We start from the raw sequence: 18,937 nt of genomic DNA, 5'->3' as shown, positions 1-18,937 counted from the left end.
GGTCCCTCACTCGGCGATCTCGAGTTTCACGTACGCCGGTGGCGGCTGCACGGCGCCCAGGTCCGCTTCCAGCACCACGTGGGCGCCGTCCCTGCTCACCTCCCTGAACCCGGCGAACGCGTAGGTGATCTGCATCATGCGGTTGCGGCCCGTCTCCACGAAGTCGGCCCGCACGGCGACGCCCGCCTCGGCGGCCAGCCGCATGATGTGGTTGAGCAGCACCATCCCCACGCCGCGCGACATCACCCGGCACGACATCAGCATCATGCACAGCCGCCAGGCGTCCTCGCCCTTCTCCACCAGCGCCAGCCCGATCTTGCCGTAGCTGCCGAACACGTCGGTGAGGGAGGCGACCAGGAGCAGGTGGTCGGGCGACTCGCGCAGCGCGTCGAGCTCGTCGTAGGAGTAGGTGCGGCCGGTGGAGTTGAGCTGGTTGGTGCGGACGGTGAGCTCCTCGGCCCGCTGCAGGTCCTCCCTGCGGGCGGGCGCGATGGTGAAGGTCATGTCCAGGCCGGCGAGGAACTCCTCGTTGGTGCCGACGAACTCCTGCTCCAGCTCCTCCCTGGCGAGCTGGCCGCGGTACATGGCGCGCCGCTGCGCCGACTCGTCGGTGACGAACCGGGGATGGAACTCGGGCCTGGCGAGGGCCTCCTCCAGCTCCAGGACGTCGACGCAGGTCACCTCGGGGACCTGGTGGGCCACCTCGGCGCGCTCGAACTCCTGGTCGTCGACGAAGGCGAAGGCGTCCAGGCCGAGGTTGAGCGCCTTGGCGAGGTTTCTGATCGAGTCGGACTTGGCGTTCCAGCTGATCTGCGGGTGCAGGAACATCTCCTCCAGGCCGAACTCGCGCAGCTTCTCCATGGCCGCGTCGCGGTCGTTCTTGCTGGCGACGGAGTGCAGCACGCCCTTGCGGTCGAGCTCGTGGATGAGCCTGACGACGACGGGCCGCACGGTGACCTCGCCGTCCTCCAGCAGCGTCCCGTCCCAGAGCGTGTTGTCCAGGTCCCACACGATGCACTTGATGCGGCCCTGGACGGGCTTGGCGGGGACCGCGCCGGCCCGCTCGGTGATCACGGTCATCTGGTCGTCTCCCGTTCTGCCTGGCCCGCGATGGTGATCCGCTGGACCTCGTTGCTGCCTTCGATGATCTCCATCACCTTGGCGTCGCGGTAGAAGCGCGCCACCGCGGAGCCGGGCGCGCAGCCGTTCGCGCCGTGGATCTGGACGGCCTCGGAGGCGTGCCGGGCCGCGGCGGTGGAGGCGAAGTACTTCGCCACCCAGGTGGCCATGAGCGTGGCGGACTCCCCGGCGTCCTTGAGCCGTCCGGCCTGCTCGATCAGCAGCCGGGCCGCCCGCGCGTCGGTCACCATGTCGGAGAGCTTGGCCTGGATCAGCGGCAGCTCCGCCAGCGGCCTGCCGCCCACCTCGCGTTTGGCGGCGTAGGCGGAGGAGGCCTCCAGGCACGCCTGGACGATGCCCAGCGACCCGGCCGCCACGCTGTAGCGGCCGAGGTCGAGGGTGCCGGTCAGCACCATGCCGGCGGTGAAGCCGCTCGGCCCGAGCAGCGCGTCGGGGCCGAGGACCACGTCGGTGAAGGAGATCTCCGCCAGCATGGAGGCGCGGGTGCCGAGCATGTCGTCGATCGGCCGCACCTCCACCCCGGGGGTGTCCCTCGGCACGAGGAACGCGCCGATGCTGGTGGCGGTGCGGGCGAAGACGAGGAACACGTCGGCCCGCTGGCCGCCGGTCGTCCACGTCTTCACCCCGTTGACCACCCAGCCGCCGCCCGCCTGGACGGCGGTGGTGACGATGCCCGCGGCGTCGCTTCCGGCGCCGGGCTCCGATAGGCAGAACGCGCCGAGCGCGTCCCCCCGCCCGAGCGCGGGCGACCACCGCTCGCGCTGCTCGGGAGTGCCCCAGCGCTGCACGGTCCACGACAGCATGGTGTGCACGGTGAGCAGGCTGCGCAGCGACGAGCAGCCCCGGCCGACCTCCTCGTGGACCTCGCCGAGGGTGACCATGTCCATCCCGATGCCGCCCGACTCCGGCGGCAGGAACGGGGCCCACAGGCCGGCCTCGGCGACCCGCCGCAGCAGGTCCTCGGGGACGCGGCCGCTCCTGTCGTAGGCGTCCGCGTGCGGCACGACGTGGGTGTCGACGAACGCGCGGGCCGAGCTCCGGTCGGTGACGGGCGCGACGGGCATGACGGTCGCGGCGTCCACGGCGTCCGGGCCGGTGGCGGGTACGGCGCCCGCCGCGGTGGCGGGCGCCGTGCTGGTGAGGGTCACGCGACGACCAGGTCGGGCGAGAGGCGGGACACCAGCCTCGACATGGCGTCCGCGGTGCGGAAGTTGTCGATGCGCAGCTCCTCGTTGGGGATGACGACGTCGAACGTCTTCTCGACGAACATCACCAGCTCCATGGCGAACAGCGAGTTGACGAACCCGAGCGCGAAGATGTCCTGCGACTCGTCGATCTCCGCCTGCGGGTACCTGCCGCGGATGAACTCGAGGATCTGGCCCTTGACCGTGATGGACATGCGATGACTCCTTCAGTTCTGCGTTTCGTAGGTGTAGAAGCCGCGGCCGGACTTGCGTCCGTGCAGCCCGGCGTCGGTCATCTGCTTCAGCAGGGGGCAGGGGCGGTACTTGCTGTCGGCGTAGTGCTCGTGGAGCACCTCCACGCTGTAGAGGATGGTGTCGACGCCGATGAGGTCGGCCGTCTCCAGCGGGCCCATCGGGTGGCCGAAGCAGCTGCGGAAGACCTCGTCCACCGACGCGGCGTCGGCCACGCCCTCGTGCACCAGGTAGGCGGCCTCGTTGACGGTCAGCATCAGCACCCGGTTGGAGACGAACCCGCACGAGTCCTTGACGTCGATGGCCTTCTTGCCCATGGCGGTCAGCAGGTCCCGGGTGCGCCGGACCGTGTCGGGCGAGGTGTGGAAGCCGGGGATCAGTTCCACGGCGGGCTTGGCGGGCACCGGGTTCATGAAGTGCACGCCGACCACCTTGTCGGGCCGCCCGGTGACGGCCGCGACCTTGGTGATGGGGATGGCGGAGGTGTTGACGACGAAGACGGTGTCGGGACCGCACTCGGCGTCCAGCGTCTCGTACACCTCCCGCTTGACGTCCCAGTTCTCCGTCACGTTCTCGATGACGAGGTCGGCCTTGGCCGCGTTGGCGACGCCGACCGCGGTGGTGATCCGGGACAGCACCTCCTCGACGTCCAGGGCGGGGCCGCCCATGAGGCGGCTCAACCGGGTGTTGCGGCCGATCGTGGCCAGCGCCTCCTGCAGGACGCGCTCGTCCTTGTCGACCAGGACCACGTCGTGGCCCGTCTGGGCGAGGTTCTGCGCGACGCCGACGCCCATCACACCGGCGCCGATCACACCGATCACGCTCATGTGCGCTCCGTTCCGATCATCGTGGGTTCCTTATCGTGGGTGTGGTCAGCGGCCGCGTCTGCGGGCGGCCGAGGCTTCGAGGCCGGATCTGCGCAGCTGGGCGCGGACCTGGCTGCCCCCGGTGTCGGCGGCCTCGGGCGCCGTACCGGAGGCGAGGGCCTCGGCGGTACGGGCGAGCGCGGCCACGGTCGGGGACTCGTAGAGGATGTGCGGCGGCAGCTCGTCCAGCGCGAACGCGCGGCGTACCGCGGCCACGATGGAGACGCCGAGCAGGGAGTTGCCGCCGAGCTCGAAGAAGTTGTCGGACGCGCCGACGCGTTCCAGGCGCAGCGACTCCTGCCAGATCGCGGCGATGGTCTCCTCGGTGGGGCCGGCCGGTTCCTGGTAGGGGGTGAGCAGCTCGGGGCGGGGGTGCCGCTCGCCGCCGGTCCCGCCCAGCCCGGGCGAGGTCACCGCCTCCAGCGTGAACCGGGCGCTGCCGGCCACCAGGGTGGGGAAGTCCTGGGTGGAGACGACGACGCGCGGCTCCCCGGTGGCCAGGGCGCGCAGCAGGGCGCGCCAGCCGTCGGCGAACCCGATGCCGATGCGGGCCCGGTTGTCGCGGAAGAAGTCGCGCAGCGCCTCCTCGTACCCTTCGAGCCCGGCCTCCCAGGCGTTCCAGGTCCACTCGCCCCAGCCGACGGCGACCACGCGGCGGCCGGTGGCCGAGAGCGCGCAGGCGTAGGCGTCCAGGTAGGCGTTGGCGGCGCAGTAGTCGACCTGGCCGGGTCCGCCGCCGGTGGCGGAGGTGATGGAGGAGAACAGGACGAGGAAGTCGAGCTCGATCTCGTCGGGCCGGCCGATGCGCAGCGCCTCGGCGATCGCGAGCGTGCCCTCGACCTTGGGGGCGAGCACCGCGTCGAGCTCCTCGGGGCGCTTGAACTGCATGAGCCCCATGGCGGGCACCCCGGCGGCGTGCAGGACGCCGTGCAGGGCGCCGAAGCGGTCCAGGGCCGTCTCCACGGCGCGCCGCACGTCCTCGGCCCGTGCCGTGTCGCCGGTGACGACCTCGACCTCGGCGCCGAGGTCGACCAGCGCTGCGACCTGGGCCACGCGCCGCCGGACGGTCTCGCCGGCCGCCTGGCGGCCGTCCAGGACGGCCTCCCACTCGGCGCGGGGCGGCAGGCCGTTCCTGGCGAGCAGCACGAGCCGGGCGCGGCGCTCGCGCGCCAGCTGCTCGGCCAGGCCCAGCGCGATGCCGCCGAGCCCGCCGGTGATCAGGTAGACGCCGCCGTCGCGCAGCGTCTCCGGGACGGCCGGTACGGGCATCCGGTCGTGGCCGGGCAGCCAGCGCCGGCCCCGGCGCAGCGCCACCGTGCGGTCGCCGTGCGGGCGGGCCAGCTCCGCGGCCAGCGCGTCCAGGTCGGCGGCGGCCGGAGCGGCGGGCAGGTCGACGAGGCGGGTGGTCACGCCCGGGTACTCCAGCGGGATCACCAGGCAGGGGCCGGTCAGGGTGGCGCCCGAGGGGTCGGTCACCTCCTCGCCCAGCACCTGCTGGGTGCCCGAGACGGCCACGTCGAGCGACCATTCGCCGATGCCCGCCTCGCCGGCGGCGCGGGCCAGCGCGACGAGCGTGTGCAGGCCGCGGGCGACGGTGAGGTCGTGCGGCCCGGGCTCCAGCGTCCACAGGTGGACGACCCGCTCCAGGGGACGGCCTGCGGCGCGCAGGTCGCGCAGCAGGGCGGCGGCGTCGGCGACGCTGCCGGGCCGGATCGTGTACCCGCCGGGGGTGGCGGCGTAGGCCTCACCCGGGCGTACCAGGGTGACGGTGCCCCCGTCGCCCCCGTCGCCCCCGTCGCCCCCGTCGCCCCCGTCGGCATCGTCGGCGGCCAGCCGTCGCGCGACGTCGTCGGCGAGGCCGTCGCGGGTGAGGACCAGCCGGGAGCCGGGCCCGTGGGCGGCGGGGGCGGGGGCCGCGGTCTGCCGCCACACGGGCAGGTAGAGCCACTCGTCCTCGGGCAGCCTGGCCAGGCTCGCGACGGCCTCGAACAGGTCCTCGGGCTCGGCGGCGACCGTGGCGCGGCGGGCGGGCGGGTCGATCCAGTGGCGCTGCCGCTGGAAGGGGTAGGTGGGCAGCGGGACGCGGCCGGGCGGCCCGGCGACGGGGTCCGCGGCGGGGGCTGCGGGGGCTGCGGGGTCGGCGGGGTCGGCGGCGGGGTCTCCGAGGGGGTCTCCGGTGCGCTCCGCGGTGGCGAGAGCTTCGGTGGCGAGGGCTTCGGCGGCCGGGGCCGAGGTGCGGCCGTGGTAGGCGTCCCAGTCGAGGGTGACGCCGGACAGCCAGAGCCGTCCCAGGCAGTCGGCCAGCGCCTTGTCGCCGGGCGTGGAGTCGCCCGCGGCGGGCATGGTATGCGTGATCAGCGGCCATCGCTCCGGCGGGCAGCCGCCGCCGCGCACCAGCGCGCCGAGCGACTGGCCGGGCCCGATCTCCACGACGGCCGACCCGGGGTCGGCCAGCAGCCGGTCGGCGCCGTCGGCGAACCGCACGGTCGCGCACATGTGCCGGGCCCAGTAGCCGGGGTCGCACACCAGCTCGGCGTCCGCGACGTCACCGGTCACGTTCGAGACGTACGGGACGGCGGGCGGGTTGAGCGTGACGTTGGCCTTGATCCACTGGGTGAGGTCGTGGGCCGCCGGTTCCAGCATGCGGGAGTGGAAGGCGTGGGTGGTCTCCAGGGGGCGGCAGGGGATCCCGTCCGCGCGCAGCTCGGCGGCCAGGGCGGCGACGGGCTCGGCGGGGCCGGCGACGACGGTGACCTGGGGGCCGTTGACCGCGGCGACGTCGAGTCCGCGCCCCTCCAGCCGGAAGCGGCGGTCCAGCGTGGCGGCGGGCATGGAGACGGCGAGCATGGACCCGGCGGGCAGGGCGGCGATGAGCCGTGCCCGGTACGCGACCAGGGCGACGGCGTCCCCGAGGGAGAGCACGCCCGCCAGGCAGGCCGCGACGTACTCGCCGAGGCTGTAGCCGAGCATGATCTCCGGCCGCAGGCCCCACGCCATGAGGGTGCGCGCCAGGGCGTACTCCACGGCGAACAGGGCGGGCTGCGCGATCTCGGTACGCGCCAGCGCCGCGGCCCGCTCGTCGCGGGTGCCGTTCTGGGAACCGTCGCGGGTGCCGTTCCGGGAGCCGTCGCGGGTGCCGTTCGGGGAACCTTCGCGGCCCAGCAGGGCCGCCAGGCCGGGGCCCGCGGTGCGGGCGCCGGTCAGCAGGGCGGCGATGTCGACCCGGGCACCGCCGTCCGCGCCGGCCCCGTCGCCGTCGTCGAGGCCGTCGAGGGTCTCGTTCAGCAGGTGGAGGCACTCGTCGAGGGCCCGGCGGAAGACGGGCTCGTGCCGGTACAGGTCCCCGGCGAGTCCGGGGTACTGCTCGCCGACCCCGGCGAGCAGGAAGGCGACCTTGCGGTCCTGGGCGGTCTCCACCCGGCCGAGCAGGCCCGTGCCGCTCTCCAGCGCGGCGGCGGCGGTGCCGGTGTCGGCGGCGACCAGCACGCGCCGGTGCTCGAACGTCTTCCGCCCGGCCTGCAGGGTGTAGGCCACGTCCGCGAGACGCGTGTCCGGCTCGGCGGCCAGGTGACGGCCGAGGCGGCGGCAGGACTCGTCGGCCGCGGCGGCGGCGCGGGCCGAGACCGGCAGCACCTGGTGGCGCCGGGCGGATGGCGGGGCGTCGGGGCGGGCGGGCGGCTCCTCGATCACCATGTGCACGTTGGTGCCCCCCATGCCGAGCGAGTTGAGTCCCGCGATGCGCGGCCGGCCGTCGCGGGTCCGCCACGGCGACAGCTCGGTGTTGACGTAGAAGGGCCCGGACTCGAAGTCGATCTCCGGGTTGGGGCTGGTGTAGTGCAGGCTGGCCGGGATCACCCCGTCGCGCAGCGAGAACGCGGTCTTGATCAGGCCGCTCGCCCCTGCCGCGCGGTCGAGGTGGCCGACGTTGGTCTTGACCGAGCCGATCGCGCAGTACCGGCTGTCGCGGGTGGGCCCGAAGGCGCGGGCGAGGGCCGCCACCTCGATCGGGTCGCCCAGCTCGGTGGCGGTGCCGTGCGCCTCGACGTAGCTGATGTCCTCGCCGGTGACTCCGGCGTCGGCCATCGCGTCGGCGATCACGCGGGACTGGCCCACGACGCTCGGCGCGGTGTAGCCGACCTTGAGGGCGCCGTCGTTGTTCATGGCCGTGCCGCGGATCACCGCCCAGATGTGGTCTCCGTCGCGCACCGCGTCGGGCAGCCGCTTGAGCAGGACGGCGGCGGCGCCGTCACCGAACATGCTGCCTTTGGCCAGGGCGTCGAAGGTGCGCACGTGCCCGTCGGGCGACTCCTGCCCGCCCGGCCCGTACAGGTGTCCCACCCGGTCCGGCACGCGGATGGAGACGCCGCCGGCCAGGGCGAGCTCGCACTCCCCGTTGCGCAGGCTCTGCACCGCCAGGTGGGCGGCGACCAGCGAGGTGGAGCAGAACGTCTGCACCGCGACGCTGGGCCCGTGCAGGTCGAGCAGGTAGGAGACGGTGGTGGGCAGGGCGTCCTTGTCGTTGCCCATGATCACTTCGAAGTCGCTGAAGTCCTTCTGGCCGCCGCCGAGCAGGTGGTCGGTCATCCTGAGCAGGTAGGTGCTGATGTTGGCGCCGCCGAACACGCCGACCCGGCCCCGGTTCCCGGGCGCGGCGTAGCCGGCCTGCTCCAGGGCCTCCCAGCAGACCTCCAGGAAGGCCCGCTGCTGCGGGTCGGTGATCGCGGCCATCCGCGGGCTCATGCCGAAGAACGACGCGTCGAAGCCGCCGACATCGTCGAGGACCGGCCTGGCGGGCACGTACGCGGGGTCGCGCACCTGCTCGGGGTCGGCCCCGGCGGCGACCAGCTCCTCCTCGGAGAAGAACGTGATCGACTCGACGCCGTCGCGGAGGTTCCGCCAGAACGCGGACACGTCCGGGGCGCCGGGGAAACGGCCGGCCATGCCGACGATCGCGATCCGCCGGTCGTCGTCCGCCCGCCGGGTGACGCGTACGGGCGCCTCCCGGACGGGCCTCGGGGCGGGGGCGTGCCGCGGCGGGGAGCCCTGGGCGGTGGCGCGCCGCTCGTCGAGGAAGACGGCCAGCGTCCGCACGGTCGGCGCCTCGAACAGGGTCACGGTCGGCACCGCGACGCCGTGGCGCTTCCTGACCAGCGCCAGCATCTGCAGCGCCACCAGGGAGTTGCCGCCCAGGTCGAAGAAGTTGTCGCGGGTGCCGACCGGCTCGACGCCGAGCACCTCCGACCAGAGCCCGGCGAGGTCCCGCTCGGACTGCGAGACCGGCGCCGAGTACGGCTGGGGCAGCTCGGGCCGCGGGAACCGGTCGGCGCCCCCCGCGGAACCGGCGCCGGGGCCGGTGCTCGCGCCGGCCGGAGCGGGCTGCGCCGTGGGGAGCCGGTCGTCCAGGCCGCCCGCGGCCACGACGACGTGCGGGCCGCTTCCGGCCCGCACCCGGTCGAAGGCGGCCAGGGCCTCGTCCGCGGACATGGAGTGGGCGGCCATGGCCGCGCCCAGCCCGCCCTCGATGCGCTCCAGCGTCACCGACCAGGTGTCCCAGCTCGCGGCCGTCCACCGTACGGGCCCGCCGTGGTGGCGGTGGGCGACGGCGGTCAGCGCGGCGTTGGCGGCGGCGTAGCTGCCGAACGTGATGCCGCCGAGCAGCGCGGAGGTGGAGGAGAACAGCACGCAGAAGTCCGGTGCGAGGCCCGTCCCGGCGAGGGCACGCTCCAGCGCCAGGGCGCCGGTGACCTTGGCGTCGAAGTGCCGGGCGACGCCGTCGTCGTCGAGGTCCCGCAGCGGGCCGAAGGTGTCGGGGGTGGTGACGGCGGCGGCGTGCACGACGCCGTCCAGGCGGCTCTCCCGCGCGAGCAGCGCGCGCAGGGCGCCGGCGTCGGCGACGTCCACCCTGGGGGTGCTCACCTCGACGCCCCGCGCGCGCAGCGCGTCCACGGCCGTGCGGCGCGGGTGCGCCTCGCCGTCGGCGGAGTCGGGCACGCCGCCCCGGCTCAGCAGGATCAGCCTTCCGGCGCCCTCGCCGGCCAGGTGCGCGGCCAGCAGCAGGCCGACGTCCCCGAGTCCGCCGGTGACGAGGTAGGTCCCGCCCTTCCGGATCTGTGCCCCGGCTCCGGTCCCCTCCTCGGGATCGGCCCCGGGCGTGACCGCGGTCCCCGTCCCGGCCGTGGCCGTGGCCGTGGTCTCGGTCTCGGTCCCGGTCCCGGTCTCGGTCCCGGTTCCGGTCCCGGTTCCGGTCTCGGTCCCGGTTCCGGTCTCGGTCTCGGTCTCGGTCTCGGTCTCGGTCTCGGTCTCGGTCTCGGTCTCGGTCTCGGCGAGGGTGTAGGTACGGACCAGGCGGGAGCCGTCCCGGTAGGCGACGAAGACGTCGCCGGACGGGCGGCGGACCTCGGTGGCGAGCGCTTCGGCCACGTCGGCGGCCCCAGCGTCGGCCGCCACGTCGACGGTGGCGCAGTCGAGGTTCAGGTACTCCTGGTTGGCGACCATGGGGAGCGTCGCGGCGGCGGCCTGACCGGGGTCGGGGCGGTCGTCGCCGGTCACGGCCTGGCCGCCCCGGGTGACGAGGAGGACGCGGACGGAGTCGGCGGCCTCCTCGCCCCAGGCGGCGAGCAGCCGCGCCACGGCGGGCAGGGTGTCCCGGCCGTCACCGTCACCGCCGCCGGGGCGGTCGAGGAGGCGCAGGTCGACCACGGTGACGCCGCCGGGGGTACCGAGCCGGCCCGCCAGGGCGGCGTGGTCGGCGGGCGAGGCGGGATCGACGGTGAAGCCGTCCGGCGTCTCGGCGAAGGCGTCCCCGGCGGTGACGGTGACGACCTCGGTGCCCTCGGCGCGCAGCGCGCGGGCCAGTGCCTCACCGGCTCCGGCGGCGTCGGGCAGGACGACGCAGCGCGCGGGCCGCTCCCCCACCGCGCCGGCCGCACCGGACGCACCGGCCGCGCCGGTCCCGCCGGGGGCGCCGGTCCCGCCGGGAACCCAGCGGGGGGTCATCAGCGTCACGTGCGCGGTGCGCGAGGCGCCGTCGGCCGCCCCGCCCGGGGAGGACGCGCCGCCCAGGGACGCGCCGCCGGAGGACGCGCCGCCGGAGGACGCGCCGTCCGGGAGCGTCCCGCCGGAGGACGCGCCGTGGTCCCGTCCGTTCGGGGAGAGCGCGGGTTCGCCGGGGAGGGCGGGCACACCGGGCGCGGGCGGGTTCACCCAGAAGCGCTCGCGCTGGAAGGGGTACGTCGGGAGGCCGACCTTGGCGACGGGGCGGTCCTGGCGGTAGCCGGCCCAGTCGATCGGGACGCCCGTCAGCCAGAGCCGTCCCGCCGCCTCGGCGAGCACGGCCTGGGCCGGGCCGGGGTCGCTCGCGCCGGGCAGGGTCGGCACGATGAGCGGCCAGCGCTCCGGCGGGCAGTCGGCGTGGCCGCGCGCCATCGCGCCCAGCGACCGGCCGGGACCGATCTCCAGGAGCGCGGGCTCGCCCTCCTGGCGCAGCAGGGTGCGCAGCACGTCGTGGAACCGGACGGGCGCGCACATGTGCTCGGCCCAGTAGGCGGGGTCGGTGACCTGCTCGGCGGTGGCCCGCTCGCCCGTGACGTTGGACACGTACGGGACGCTCGGCGCGTGCAGCGTCACGTTGGCGGCGATCCAGGAGGTCAGCCGCTCGCGGATCGGCTCCATCATGGCGGAGTGGAAGGCGTGGGTGGTGGCCAGCGGCCGGCACGGCACCGCGTCGGCCTCCAGCAGGGCCCTGACGGCGGCGATGCCCCGCACCTCGCCGGACAGCACGGTGAGCTCGGGCCCGTTGACCGCGCCGACGCCGACGCCGGTGATGCCCGCGCGTCCGATGCGCTCCAGCACGTCCTCGGCGGCCAGCGGCACCGCGGCCATGGCGCCCGCGGGCAGCTCGCCGATGAGGCGGGCGCGGTGGGCGACCAGGGCGAGGGCCGACTCCAGGGAGAGCACGCCGGCCAGGCAGGCGGCCACGTACTCGCCGAGGCTGTATCCGGCCAGCACCGACGGCTGGATCCCCCAGGACCGGACGAGCACGGCGAGCGCGTACTCGACCGCGAACAGGGCCGGTTGCAGGACGGCGGTCGGGGTCGCGGCGGCGGGTCCGGGCGCGCGGCCGAGCAGCGCGCCGAGGCCGCCGTCCGCGGGGGGCGTCCGGGGGGTGAGCATCTCGGTGAGCGGGTCGGTGCCGCCCATGAGCCTGCGCAGCCGCGCGCGGCAGTCGTCGAGCGCCTCGCGGAAGACCGGCTCGCTCCCGTACAGCTCGGCGGCCATGCCGGGGTACTGCTCGCCGGTGCCCGCGATGAGGAAGGCGACGGGCCGGTCGGCGCGGCTCTCGGCGCGGCCGAGCACGTCCCCGCCGGCCAGCGCCTCGGCGGCCTCGGCGGCGGAGGAGGCGACCAGCAGCCTGCGGTGGCCGAACCCCTGCCGTCCGGCCTGAAGGGTGTGGGCCACGTCGGCGAGCCGGTGCCCGCTCCCGTCGCCGGCGAGGTGGCCGGCGAGCCGGGTGGTCATCTCGTCGGCCGCCGCGGCCGTGCGCGCCGACCAGATCAGCGGTTCCGGGCGCGGCGTCTCCTCGGTCCTGGGCACCAGCGGCGCCTCCTCCAGGACCACGTGGGCGTTGGTGCCGCCGATGCCGAACGCGCTCACCCCGGCCCGGCGGATGCGGCCGGCCTCGCGCGGCCAGCTCCGCAGCCGGGTGACCACGTCGAGGCGGGCCTCCCCGGTGCCGAGCTGCGGGTTGGGCTCCGACAGGTTGAGCGTGGGCGGGATCTCGTCGTGACGCAGGGCGAGCGCGGCCTTGATCAGGTTGGTGACGCCTGCGGCGCGGTCCAGGTGGCCGACGTTGGGCTTGACGGAGCCGATCAGCAGCGACTGGCCGCCGTAGACCTGCTGGAGCGCGGCCAGCTCGGCGGCGTCGCCGAGCGCGGTGCCGGTGCCGTGCGCCTCGACGTAGTCGATGTCGGCCGGTGCGAGGTCGGCGCTGGCCAGCGCCTCGGCCATGACGGCGGCCTGGCCCTGCACGCCGGGCGCGGTGAAGCCCACCTTGCGCCCGCCGTCGTTGTTGACCGCCCAGCCCCGGATGACCGCGTAGATCTGGTCGCCGTCGGCGAGGGCGTCCTCCAGGCGCCGCAGGGCGACGACGCCGACGCCGCTGCCGAGCGGGCTGCCGAGGCCGCGCGCGTCGAAGGCGCGGCACAGGCCGTCGGGAGGCGCGATGCCGCCCTGCTGGTACAGGTAGCCGACCCGTTGCGGCACGTTGACCGCGACGCCGCCGGCCAGGGCCAGGTCGCACTCGTAGCCGGCCAGGCTGGAGGCGCCGGCGCACACCGCGACGAGCGAGGTCGAGCAGTAGCTCTGCACGCCGTAGCTGGGGCCCGACAGGCCGATCGTGTGCGCCACCCGGGTGGTGAGGGAGTCCTTGTCGTTGGCCAGGCCGACGGCGAGGTCCCCCATGATCGCGGTGATGCCGCTGGGCAGCAGGTTGTTCTGCATGTAGGAGCTGTGGGCGCAGCCGCCGAACACGCCGATGGAGCCGTCGAACCGCTTGGGGTCGCAGCCCGCGTCCTCCAGCGCCGCCCAGCTGTGCTCCAGGAACAGCCGGTGCTGCGGGTCGAGGATCTGGGCCTCCTTGGGGCCGAACCCGAAGAAGGCCGCGTCGAACTCCTCGACGCCGTCGATGACCGGTGCGGCCTTCACGTACGCGGGGTCGTCGACGAGGTCGGCGGGGACGCCCGCGGCGCGCAGCTCGTCGTCGGTGAAGCGGGTGATCCCGGAGGCTCCGGCTCGGATCGCGGACCAGAGCTCGGCGACGCCGGACGCCCCCGGGAAGCGGCCGGACATGCCGACGATCGCGATGTCGGTGCCCGGGCCCTCGATGTCGTCCATCACGTCTACCGTCCTCGTGTCCGGTCTCATGTGCGGTTGCTGGAACGGGCGCGGCGGCGCCGCTGCCCCCGTGCGGAACTGCCGGCGAGCGCCTCCTGGGCGCCGGGGTCGTCGTCGCCGTCCAGGGCGGCTGCGAACGCGGCCACGGTGGGGTGCTCGAACAGCACGGCGGGCGCGACGGGGCGGCCGAGGTCCTTTTCGATGGCGAGCACCATGGCCATGCCCGTCAGGGAGTTGCCTCCCAGGTCGAAGAAGGGGTCGTGCACGCCGACCCGGTCGATGCCGAGGTAGGCGCCCCAGAGGTCGGCCATCCTGGCCTCGGCCTCGGTCCTGGGGGCGGTGTAGTCGGTGCGCAGGCCGGGCCTGGGGAAGCGCTCGCCCTGCGGCGCGGCCGTGGCCGACTGCAGGAGGCCGTCCAGGTCGAGCATGTTCGTCCAGGCGTCGAGCACCTCGCGGAGCGGCTGCCGGACGGCCATGACGCAGCCGTGTCCTCCGGCGACGATCCGGTCCAGGAGGGCGCATCCGGCCTCGTCGGCGAAGCCGTAGCGGTCGCGGTAGGCGGCGACCCTGTCGGCGAGGCTCCCGGCGGTCTTCAGCCGTTCCGACTGCCAGACGTCGTGCCGCCAGGGGCCCCAGGCGACGGTGACGACCCGGGTGGAGGGCGCGGTGCCCGCCAGGGCCTGGCCGTAGGCGTCGAGCACGGTGTTGGCGGCGCAGTAGTCGCCCTCGCCGATGCCGCCGAACGCGGTGACGGCCGAGGAGTACAGGACGAGCAGCTCGGGCCGCTCGCTCTCGGGGGTGCCGGGGCCGACCAGCTCGGCGAGCGGGCCCATGGCGTGCACCTTGGGGGCGAGCACCCGGGCGGCCTCGGCGGGCGTGCGGCGCAGCAGCAGTCCCCCGGCGGGCAGCCCGGCCGCGTGGATCACGCCGTGCAGGCGGCCGAAGTGCTCCCGTGCCCGTTTCAGGGCGGCGCGCAGCTGGTCGGGCACCCCGGCGTCGGCGGTCAGCAGCAGCACCTCGGCGCCCGCGGCCTCCAGCCGCGCGACCCCCTCGTCGCCTTCGGGCGGGGCGGTACGGGCCAGGAGGGCGAGGCGGCGGACGCCCGAGCGGACGAGGTGCGCGGCCAGGGCCATGCCGAGGCCGCGGGTGCCGCCGGTGATGAGGTAGGCGCCGTCGGGGCGCCAGACGGGCCGGTCCTGCCCGGCGCGCTCCGTGTCCGTGCCGGGGGTCGTGACGGGGGTCGTGGCGGGAGCGGTGGCGGGGAGCGTGTCGGGGACCGGGGTCCAGCCGCGTACCCAGCGCCGGCCGCGCCGCCAGCCGGTGAGCGGGTCGGGCGACTCGGGGGTGTCGCCCGCGCCGGGTTCGGTGAGCAGTTCGGTGAGGAGCTGCCGGGCCGCGCCGTCGAGCGGGGCGTCCGAGGCACCGGGGTCACCGGGGTCACCGGGGTCGCGGAAGTCGCCGGGATCGCCGGGATCGCCGGGATCGCCGGGATCGCCGGGATCGAGGTCGGCGCCGGACCAGGTCAGGCCCGGGTACTCGTGCCTGGCCGCCCGGCCCAGCCCGTGGGCCAGTGCCTGGTGGGGTGCGACGGCGTCGCCGCCGAGGATGTCGGCGGCCCCCCGCGTCACGGTGAGCAGCCGGGCGGGCCGCTCCCCCAGTGCCTGCAGGACGAGCATGAGGCTGTCGAAGCCGTGCCCGACGGCGGCGCGCAGGTCGTCGTCCCCGGGCGGGGTGCCCGCCGCGGGGCCCGGGACGGCCAGGCTCCACAGGTGGGCCACGTGCACGGGCCCGTCACCGAGCCCGGCGAACGCCTCGGCGTACTGGCCGGGGTCGGCCGGGTCGATGGTGAGGCGGCGGCCGTCGCGGTGCGGCCCGGTGCCGGGCACGACCTCGACGACGGGGGTGCCGGACGCGGCGGCCAGGTCGGCGAGTGCCGTCCCGGTGCCGCCGGGGTCGGTGAAGACGACGAGCGGGCCGGGCAGCGGGCGGGCGGGCGGCGGGGTCGCGCGGGCGGCCGGGTCGCGCCGCCAGGTGGGGACGAAGACGTGGTCGGCGGGTTCCGCCGTCCCGGCCCGGGCGGGCTCCGGCAGGTTCCGGGTCGGCTCGGGCCAGAAGCGGACGCGCTGGAAGGGGTAGGTGGGCAGGTCGACGACCCGGCCGCCGCCCGGCCGGGCGAGGTCCCAGGTGACGTCGGCGCCGAGCTCCCACAGCGTGGCGCAGGTGGTCAGGAGGTCGCCGTGGGCGTCCCGGTTCCCCGCCGCGTTCCAGTGCGGGGCGAGCGTGCCCAGGACGGCGGCTCCGCCGCCGCCTCCGGTGAGGTTCTGGCGGACCAGCCCGCCGAGCGTCTGGCCGGGGCCGAGCTCGACGAACGCGGACACCTCCTGCTCCAGGCAGTGCCGTACGCCGTCGGCGAAGCGGACGGTGCCGACGAGCTGGTCGGCCCAGTAGGAGGGGCTGGTGGCCTGTTCGGCGGTGAGGCGGCTCCCGGTGAGGTTGGACACGATGGCGACGGCGGGGGGACGCATGGTCACGCCCTCCAGCACGGCGGCGAGCTTCTCCCGGGCGGGCTGCAGCAGCGTGGAGTGGAAGGCGTGGGCGGAGCGCAGGGGGCGGCAGGCCAGGCCGTCGGCCGCGAGCGCGGCGGTCGCGGCGTCGATCTCGGCGGGCAGGCCGCTGAGCACGGTCATCGCGGGCCCGTTGCGGGCGGCGACGTCCACGTCGGCTCCGCTCGCGGTGAGGACGGCGCGGACGCGGTCCTCCGCGGCGGCGACCGCGACCATGCGCCCTGCGGGCACGGTGCCGATCAGGTGGGCCCGCTCGACGACCACGTGCAGGGCGTCCTCCAGGGTGAACACCCCGGCCAGGGTGGCGGCGACGTACTCGCCGAGGCTGTAGCCGACGAGCAGGTCGGGGGTGACGCCCCAGTGGGCGAGGAGGCGGGCGAGCGCGTACTCGACGGTGAACAGGAAGGGGTGGGCGGTGGCGGCCCGGTCGAGCGGGTCGTGTGCGTCGCCGGTGTCGCCGGCGTCACCGGCGTCGCGGTCGTCGCGGGACTTCTCGGGGGTCCGGCCGAGGAGGGCGGCCAGGTCGGTGACGGCGGGGGCGGCGGGGGTGCCGTCGCCGGGGAAGAACAGGGGGCGCAGGTCCACGCCGGAGCGCCGGTGGACGAGCTCGACGCACCGGTCGACGGCCTCGGCGTAGACGGGTTCGGCGGCGTACAGTTCCCTGCCGAGGCCGGCGTACTGGTCGCCGACGCCGGGCAGCAGGAACGCGACGCGGGGGCGGCGCCTGACGCGGTGGCCGTCCGCGGCGGTGGAGCGCAACCGCCGCAGGGCCTCCGCCGTGTCGGCGCAAACGACGGCGCGGCGGTGGTCGAGCTCGGCGCGGCCGGTCTGGAGCGTGTGGGCGACGTCGGCCAGGTCGGTGCCGGGCCGCTCCTGGAGCCAGCCGGCGAGGCGGTCCGCCTGCTCGCGCAGCGCCGCCTCGTCGCCCGCCGACAGCGGCAGCACGTACGGCGCGGCCGGGGTCGTGCCCGCCGGGCGGGCCGGGCTCTCCGGGGACGGGGGCGCCTGGACGACGAGGTGGGCGTTGGTGCCCGACAGCCCGAAGGAGCTGACGCCGGCGAGCCGGGGGGTGTCCCGGTGGGGCAGGGGCAGCGGGTCGGTGACGGGCCGCACGGTGCCGTCGCCGGGGATGGCTGCGGCCGGGACGGTGAGGTTGAGGTTGGGCGGGATCAGCTCGTTCTCCAGGATGAGCACCGTCTTGATCAGCCCGGCGACCCCGGCGGCGGCCTGGGTGTGGCCGATGTTGGTCTTGACGGCTCCGACGCGGAGCGGGTGGTCCGCGGGGCGTCCGCCGAAGACGTCGTGCAGCGCCGACAGCTCGATGGCGTCGCCGAGGTGGGTGCCGGAGCCGTGCGCCTCGACGTAGTCGATCTCGTCGGGCGTGACGCGGGCGGCGGCGAGCGCGCGGGTGATCACGTCGACCTGGGCCTTGCGGCTGGGAGCGGTGAGCCCGTTGCTGCGGCCGTCCTGGTTGACGGCCGAGCCGCGTATCACGGCGCGGATGCGGCGGCCGTTGGCCAGGGCCTTCGACAGCGGTTCGAGCACGACCAGGCCGCCGCCCTCGCCCATGACGTAGCCGTCGGCGTTCTCGTCGAAGGTCTTGCACCGGCCGTCGGAGCACATCATGAGCCCGGCGCACGCCTGGATGTAGAGCGTGGGGTGCAGCGACAGGGAGGCCCCGGCCGCCAGCGCGAGGTCGCACTCTCCCCTGCGCAGGCTCTCGGCGGCCAGGTGGACGGCGATGAGCGAGGAGGAGCAGGCGGTGTCGACGGTGAGGGTGGGGCCGATCAGGTCGAGCTGGTAGGCGATGCGCCCGGCCGCGACGCTGGCGATGGCGCCCTGGCCGAGGTAGGGGTCGGACAGGGCGTCGCGGCCCTGCCACTCCATCTGGAGCCTGCCGTACTGGAGGGTATCCATGTAGCCGACCATGACGCCGGTGCGGCTGCCCCGCAGGCGTGACGGTGACAGGCCGGCGCTCTCCAGGCCCTCCCAGGCAAGCTCCAGGAGCATGCGCTGCTGGGGGTCCATGCGCAGGGCCTCGCGGGGGGAGAGGCCGAAGAACTCGGCGTCCCAGCCGGCGACGTCCTCCAGAAAGGTGCCGTAGCGGGTGTAGATGCCGCCGGGGACGCGCGGGTCGGGGTCGTAGTAGTCGTCGATGTCCCAGCGGGTGGCCGGTATCTCGCGGGCCGCGTTCCGGCCCTCCCTGAGCAGTTCCCAGAAGTCCTCGGTGGTGTCCGCGCCGCCGGGGTAGCGGCAGGCCATGCCGATGACGGCGATGGGCTCGTCGCGTCGCTCCTCCACCTCGGCGAGGTTGCGGCGGGTCTGGGCCAGTTCGACGGTCACGCGCTTGAGGTAGGCGCGGAGCTTGTCCTCGGTCCCCATCGGCGGAGCCTTTCCTGTCGCGGTCATGTCGTCACAGTTCGTTGTCGATGAGGGCGAAGATCTCCTCGTCGGAGGCGGAGTCGATCGTGGCCATCACCCCGCCGGTGTCCGCGGGGGCGGCTCCGAGCCTGGTGAGGGCGCCCTGCAGGATCGGCACCAGCCGGGCGCGGACGGCGTCCCCCTCGCCGTTGGCGGCCAGGAGCAGGTCGTCGATCTGTTCCAGCGCGCCGCGCAGGGTGTCCTCGGCCGAGGGGGGCGCGGGGGTGAGGACCTCGGCCAGGTAGGAGGCCAGGGCGTTGACGGTGGGGTGGTCGAAGACGAGGGTGGGCGGCAGGCGGAGCCCGGTGTCGGTGTTGAGGCGGTTGCGCAGTTCGACGGCGGTCAGGGAGTCGAAGCCGAGCTGGTTGAAGGGGCGTTCGAGCTCGACGCTGTCGGGGCCGCCGTGCGCGAGGACGGAGGCGACCTGGGCGCGGACGGTGTCGACGAGGAGGCGGAGCGCGTCCTGCCGGGGCAGCGCGGCCAGGCGTCCGGCGAGCGCGCCGGGTCCGGCCGGGGTGACCGTGCCGGTTCCCGCGGTGCGGCGGGGGGTGCGGACGAGGCCGCGCAGCATCGGCGGCAGGTCCCCGGCCTCGGCGCGGGCCCGCAACCCGGCCGCATC

The 18,937-nt window shown here is 75.4% G+C and carries 7 protein-coding genes; all 7 read right to left on the bottom strand.

All coding sequences use genetic code 11. The annotated features are described in order from the left end of the window. Window positions 1-6: 6 nt before the first annotated feature. Window positions 7-1,080, bottom strand: a complete 1,074-nt coding sequence (locus tag ACIBCT_RS32705; RefSeq protein ID WP_399195249.1) for an HAD-IIIC family phosphatase — start codon at window positions 1,078-1,080, stop codon at window positions 7-9. Beyond that, window positions 1,077-2,288 (bottom strand): acyl-CoA dehydrogenase family protein, encoded by a 1,212-nt coding sequence (locus ACIBCT_RS32700; protein WP_399195247.1) that lies wholly within the window; start codon window positions 2,286-2,288, stop codon window positions 1,077-1,079. Before ACIBCT_RS32700 ends, ACIBCT_RS32705 begins: the two co-directional genes overlap by 4 nt. Then, window positions 2,285-2,539: a phosphopantetheine-binding protein gene (locus ACIBCT_RS32695; RefSeq protein ID WP_344901094.1), complete on the bottom strand. Its 255-nt coding sequence runs from the start codon at window positions 2,537-2,539 to the stop codon at window positions 2,285-2,287. Before ACIBCT_RS32695 ends, ACIBCT_RS32700 begins: the two co-directional genes overlap by 4 nt. A 12-nt stretch (window positions 2,540-2,551) precedes the next feature. Next, window positions 2,552-3,403, bottom strand: coding sequence for a 3-hydroxyacyl-CoA dehydrogenase family protein (locus ACIBCT_RS32690; protein WP_399195245.1), 852 nt, complete (start codon window positions 3,401-3,403; stop codon window positions 2,552-2,554). A gap of 45 nt (window positions 3,404-3,448) precedes the next feature. Further along, window positions 3,449-13,333, bottom strand: coding sequence for a beta-ketoacyl synthase N-terminal-like domain-containing protein (locus ACIBCT_RS32685; RefSeq protein WP_399195243.1), 9,885 nt, complete (start codon window positions 13,331-13,333; stop codon window positions 3,449-3,451). A 26-nt stretch (window positions 13,334-13,359) separates the two neighbouring features. Beyond that, window positions 13,360-18,306, bottom strand: coding sequence for an SDR family NAD(P)-dependent oxidoreductase (locus ACIBCT_RS32680; RefSeq protein WP_399195241.1), 4,947 nt, complete (start codon window positions 18,304-18,306; stop codon window positions 13,360-13,362). A gap of 4 nt (window positions 18,307-18,310) precedes the next feature. Continuing rightward, a partial coding sequence (locus ACIBCT_RS32675; RefSeq protein WP_399195239.1) for an acyl carrier protein occupies window positions 18,311-18,937 on the bottom strand: 627 nt, incomplete at its 5' end.

The organism is Streptosporangium sp. NPDC050855 (genome assembly GCF_044456585.1).
Taxonomy (GTDB): domain Bacteria; phylum Actinomycetota; class Actinomycetes; order Streptosporangiales; family Streptosporangiaceae; genus Streptosporangium; species Streptosporangium longisporum.
Note: the sequence above shows the minus strand (reverse complement) of the source record. Positions and strands in the feature narration are given on the sequence as shown.